Here is a 5,316-nt window from a genome sequence, read left to right on the forward strand (position 1 = left end):
ACCCGCCAGCGGATCTTCGCCAGCCGCACCAGGCGCCGCAGGGGAACGGGGGCGGGCAGGGTGGACAGCCAGTACTTGGCCGGCGAGAAGGAGCCGGCCAAGTACTGGCTGTCCGCCCTGCCCGCCCACGTTCCCCTGCGGCGCCTGGTGCGGCTGGCGAAGATCCGCTGGCGGGTCGAGCACGACTACCGGGAGCTGAAGACCGCCCTGGGGCTGGGCCACTTCGAGGGACGTACCTACCAGGGCTTTCTGCGGCATCTCAGCCTGGCCTCGGTGGCGCAGGCGTTCTGCACCCTGGAGCGGCTGTGCCCGCCAGCATCGGCCACGGTCTGACGACCTACCAGGTCGTGGCCGGGCTGCAGTTCCTGCTGGCCTGCTGGGCCGGGACGTGCCCGACCTGCCGAAGATCCCTGAAGCCGACCCGACATGCCGAACCCGTCCCAACCTAACCAAGCCCTACTAGCCGGATGATTTATCGGCACCCGCAGTGTTCATCGGCGTCCTTCCGGGACGTGGGTGAACTCGTACTCCAGCCCGTTCACGTCGACGAGATAGAGGCTGAGCACACCCTCGTCGTCGACGACGATGTCGGTGGGCGGGACTTGGCGGGCGAAGGTGAATCGACCCGACTCGTACAGCTCGGTCCACCGGTCCCGGACGGCCTCCAGGTCCTTCGGGGTATCCACCCGCAGGCACACGTGCTGGAACTGGAACGACTTCTCCGGCGGCACCTGATGGTCGTGGCCTGACCGGTCGAACAGGTGGAATCGCACCTCGCCGACCGCGACCTCGACCAGCCGCCCGATGCCCGGCAGCCGACTGTGTGTCAGCTCGGAGAATTTGTCCAGCTCCCACATCTTTTCCGCCCCGAAGAACTCTAGATACCAGCTCAGGCAGTTCTCCAGGTCGTCCGTCTGGACTCCGAAGTGATCGATGTGCGGCTTGGTCAAAGCCGCAGTGGAACGTGGCGCGGGAGTCTGTTCTTTCAGGGACATCTCGACTGCCTTCCGGATTCTCGAGTTGCGACGGATAGATGCGGAGCGATAATTCCGTATGAACGCGCGAAAATTTTCCCGTACGGCGGTGCCGCACGGGAACCCGTGTGCAAAAAAAGGAAATAGGAAGGACCTACCATCCCTCGGCCAGGAGGATGGCGAGGATGCGAGACGTTATCTTCGGGACACCTGAGGCGTCAACGTCACAAGTACAGAAGGACTTCAAAGTTTTGCGAGATCGTCTACATGCACATGTACGGTGCACGATGTTCTCGGAGCCTTCCGGCTCTGTGGGGCGCCGAGTCGACGCGCACCTGCACGCTCTGGGGAATCCTGGCAGGAAAATTTCGCGCCACAACACCGTCCGTTTCGACTGGAACGACGAGAGCACCTGGGAGCCGGCACGGAGCAGCATTGACCGCATGCTCCTGGTGGCCCCCGACGGCACTCCCGGATCCCCCACGGAATACGCGAGCGAGCCCCGGACCCTTTGGTTGTGACTGAGCGCTTCAGCTGGCCAGTTGAGCAAAGCTCTCTGAGGGATGGAGCCCGGAGCGTAGTGACTTGTCGACCAGGGAAAATATCGATGCTCAACCGGCCAGATCGGACGAGAACTGGCCAATTGAAGCACTTAAGTCATATTGGTCTGGGGCTCACGGGCTGTTCAGGGACACCTATCTACTTTCAGCCAGATCTCACCGCGCTTCCGGCCCCGCCGCCACCTGATGACCGCTACCCACTACTGTGCCGAGATGCAGCACCGCTTCACCCCCTGGAGCCAGATCACCGGGACCACCGCCATGCTCGCCACGGCTTGACTCAGAGCCCGCCACCTCACCCCACCTCGACCTGATGCGCCATCAGCCATCCTGCTTATAGAAAACTTGACAACGCCTCCCGCCTATCCTGGACACCGCCAAAAACTCCCTCAGGACGGCTTTTTTCCTGACCGATTCGTGAAGTCTCTGTACTTCCTCATGGCAGGTCTCCTCGGTATGCTCTTCCGCGACTGTCCAACCCGCATCGCACCACGAAGCGGCCCTACCTGAGTTACCAAACCCACAACTCAACCGCCCCGAAACCTGCACATCGTACTCCATCCACTTGCACCGGATCCGACCTAACTCGTGACCATTGGGAGTAGCCCAGTCTTCGAGTCAGACATGCTTCCGTTCGTTTATCTCGCTAGTGACCGCCTTGGGAAAGTGCGGCCAAACTCAAGTCTTTGGGGGAGAATCATGGATCACGCACTGCGTACCGTTATCAGCGGTTCCTACGGAAAGCACTTCGAGAAGATGCTCGAAGTCAAGAAGTTCCTTCAGGAACGTGGCATTGTCGTCCAGGCTCCGGTGAGCGACGGGATTGTCGACGGCACACAGGACACGTTCATCCTGCTGGACGAGGACCCAGTGGAGGACCCGCGCACGCTGCAGGACTCCGTCTTCGCGAAGATTCGCAACTCCACCTTCATCGTGGTGACGAATGTTGACGGCTACATCGGCAAGGCCGCTGTCCTGGAGATGGGTTACGCGGTCGCGCTCGGCATTCAGATTCTGACGCTCGAGCCCGTCGAGGACCCGAACCTGGGCGTCTACACACGTCTGCTGTCGGACGTGTTCCCCGAATGGGCACGCCGCGAGCAGGAAACTTTGGTGAACGCCTGATCTCCCCCCTGCGGAGGCCCTCCCCAGGGAACGGAAACAACCACGCAAGGTAATTTATGGAATTTATTCTTGACGTCGGCAGCCACAGCCTGAAGCTGTACTGTCGGCAGGATAAGACGCAACTCCTCGAAACGGTCACCTGGGAGCCCATGGAGAGTTCCGAGGAAACCTCAGCCGCCACAGTGGAGAATCTCGTCAGGCGGGCCAGGGAATCCGCTCCGAGCGCTCCGATGACAGCGTTTGGGACGGAGGTGATGAGAAGGAATGCAAGGCTGGCACACCTTGCCGAGAAAACCTTGCAGGAACTCGGAGTGCGCTTCCAGGTGATCTCCCAGGAAGCAGAGGCGCGACTGATACGCCAGGCCGTGGTCTCTGACGGATCCGCACCTAGCCAGGATATCGTCAACGTCGGTGGCGGAAGCATTCAGATCATCCAACCCACGGGTGAGCCCCGGCTGCTGAAGTTCGGCATCGTCGACCTGAATGAGAAGTTCAACCTGCTCGGTGTCCCGGCTGGCCGTGATCTGACCGGGTGCAGTGAATTCATCATAAATTCACTGCCCGAGTCCGTGGGCCCCTTTGTCTATACCGGGGGAGAGCTCGCCTATCTGCGTCATTTCGGCGTGCCGGTCCACGAGGGCCGCTGTACCCGCGACGACTTCACGACGCTGACCCGCCGGCTGGAGGGGCTGACCGTGGACCAGCTGATGCGGGACTCGCCCTATGACCCGAAGTGGATGAAGGGCGCCATTGCCTCGAACTGCATCGTCATGGCGCTGCTCGACCGCTCGGGTACCGACGGGTTCGTGCCGTCCGACCTCAACATCGGTGACGGCCTCGCCTCTCAGGTCGCCCAGGTCGCCTGAACCACCCACCTTGTCGACGGAAGGACGCCCAATGAACACACGTGCCCCGATACGCCACATCGTCTGGGACTGGAACGGCACCTTGCTGGATGACAATCCCGTCATGCTGGCGTCGGTCAACGCGGTTTGCGCCTACTTCGGGCGTCCGGCCATCGACATGGAGACCTGGAGAGCGGCCCTGTGCCGTCCCCTGTGGCGCTGTTACGGCAGCGTTCTGGATCGCGACTTGAGTGCCCCGGAGGACTGGGCGGTCGTCGAGCGCGTCTACCACGAGGCGTACCGCCGCAACCTGGCCAACTGCCGCACCACGACCGACGCCAAAGGTACCCTCACCCGGGCCCGGGAACTGGGGCTGACCCAGTCGCTGCTGTCTATGGGACTGCACCACGACGTCACCGAACAAGCCGAGCGTTTCGGCGTGTCCGATTACCTCACACGCGTCGACGGAGTCAAGGGCAAAGTAGCCGGCGGACACAAGGCCGACTACCTCAAGAAGCACCTCGACGTCCTCGGCCTCGACCCACGCACCTGTGCGCTGATCGGCGACGTCACCGACGACGCGGCCGCAGCCCGCGCGGTGGGCGCCGAATGCGTACTGGTCACCACAGGTATGACGGGCCGCCCCGAACTCGAAGCGACGGGCCACACCGTGGCCGACAATCTGACCGAAGCCTTCACTGCCATCGGCCAGGGTGCATTTACGCCCACGGCCTCTCTCCTGCACACCGCGACGGTGAGCTGATGGCGCACGACGTCGCCTGGCGGGACTACCGCGACCTGCTGTCCCAGCGTGCCTACTGGCCGACACTGGCGTGTTCGGCTGCAGCGCGGCTGCCCTTCGCCATGATCAGCTTGGCCGTGCTCTTCTATGCCCAGGAGCGCAGCGGGTCCTTCGCCTGGGCAGGGGCGCTCTCCAGCGCCATGCTGGCAGGAACCGCACTCGGCTCTGTCGTCCAGGGCAAACTCATCGACACCATCGGCCCCACCCGTCCCCTCATCGCGGCTTGCGTCGTCTTCGCGCCCTGCACGGCCGCGCTGATGGCGGCGGTCCACGAGCGCTGGGGCGGCCCCTGGCCGATCCTGCTTGCCCTGGGCGTGGGCTTCAGCCAGCCCAATGTCGCAGCAGCCTCCCGGGCCGTGTGGGGACGCGTGGTCACCGACCCCCGGCACGTCACTACCGGGGCTTCCTACGAAGCACTGAGCCTGGAACTCTCTTTCGTCCTGGGACCAGGCCTCGCGGGCGGTTTCGCCATGGCCGGACACAGCGCAGCCGGACTGGCCGCAAGCACTTCCCTGATGATCGCGGGAACCCTGGGCTTCTTGCGTACTGCCCTCGTCCGTCGATGGCCTCTCACCACTGCAAGCATCTCCGACCGGCCGAAAGCCTCCACGCCCCGCGGTCCGTTCGGCCCTCTGCGGCACGGCGCGCTGCGCGCCCTGGTGACGGCATCCGCCGGCCTGGGCCTGTGCCTGGGCGGTGTAGAGGTCGCCATCCCGGCGGGGATGCGCGCCCAGGGTTCACCGGGTCTCGGCGGGCTGCTCCTTAGTGCCTGTCCATGAACTGATCGTCGGGACGGCGGAGCGGAATCGGTGAAGTCGTCCGGACGAGCAGGACCTCTTGGTAGCAACAGCGGTGTTGAAGCCGGCCGCTGCACCAAGAGGTCCTGTCATGCCGTTGTACGCGTACGCGCCCGTCGCTGTCACCCCGGATGAGGAAACTCGCTGCTCATGCGTGGCCTGCCGGTTCGGCCACGGTGCCGACCGCCCTGCCCGTCCGCGCCGCTACACCAC

The 5,316-nt window shown here is 63.7% G+C and carries 6 protein-coding genes; 5 read left to right on the top strand and 1 reads right to left on the bottom strand.

All coding sequences use genetic code 11. From position 1 onward, the window contains the following. The coding region (locus DIZ27_RS44530) for a transposase (RefSeq protein WP_258308926.1) at positions 1–333 on the top strand (333 nt) is incomplete at its 5' end. 158 nt (positions 334–491) lie between these two features. Here the strand turns inward: DIZ27_RS44530 and DIZ27_RS44535 are convergent. Next, positions 492–950 carry a VOC family protein gene (locus tag DIZ27_RS44535; RefSeq protein ID WP_258308927.1) on the bottom strand — a complete coding sequence of 153 codons (459 nt, stop codon included), beginning with the start codon at positions 948–950 and terminating at the stop codon, positions 492–494. Between the two features lie 1,283 nt (positions 951–2,233). Here DIZ27_RS44535 and DIZ27_RS44540 point away from each other — a divergent pair. Genes DIZ27_RS44540 through DIZ27_RS44555 form a run of 4 tightly spaced genes read left to right on the top strand, consistent with a single transcriptional unit; the run spans position 2,234 to position 5,085 of the window. Beyond that, positions 2,234–2,659 (top strand): hypothetical protein, encoded by a 426-nt coding sequence (locus DIZ27_RS44540; RefSeq protein WP_219933752.1) that lies wholly within the window; start codon positions 2,234–2,236, stop codon positions 2,657–2,659. A 56-nt stretch (positions 2,660–2,715) separates the two neighbouring features. Continuing rightward, positions 2,716–3,525, top strand: a complete 810-nt coding sequence (locus DIZ27_RS44545) for an exopolyphosphatase (protein ID WP_109383934.1) — start codon at positions 2,716–2,718, stop codon at positions 3,523–3,525. A 31-nt stretch (positions 3,526–3,556) separates the two neighbouring features. Continuing rightward, positions 3,557–4,267: an HAD family hydrolase gene (locus DIZ27_RS44550; RefSeq protein WP_109383935.1), complete on the top strand. Its 711-nt coding sequence runs from the start codon at positions 3,557–3,559 to the stop codon at positions 4,265–4,267. Continuing rightward, positions 4,267–5,085: an MFS transporter gene (locus DIZ27_RS44555; protein WP_109383936.1), complete on the top strand. Its 819-nt coding sequence runs from the start codon at positions 4,267–4,269 to the stop codon at positions 5,083–5,085. Before DIZ27_RS44550 ends, DIZ27_RS44555 begins: the two co-directional genes overlap by 1 nt. The last annotated feature ends 231 nt before the right edge of the window (positions 5,086–5,316 follow it).

The sequence above is a fragment of the Streptomyces sp. NWU339 genome (genome assembly GCF_003143855.1).
Lineage (GTDB): Bacteria > Actinomycetota > Actinomycetes > Streptomycetales > Streptomycetaceae > Streptomyces.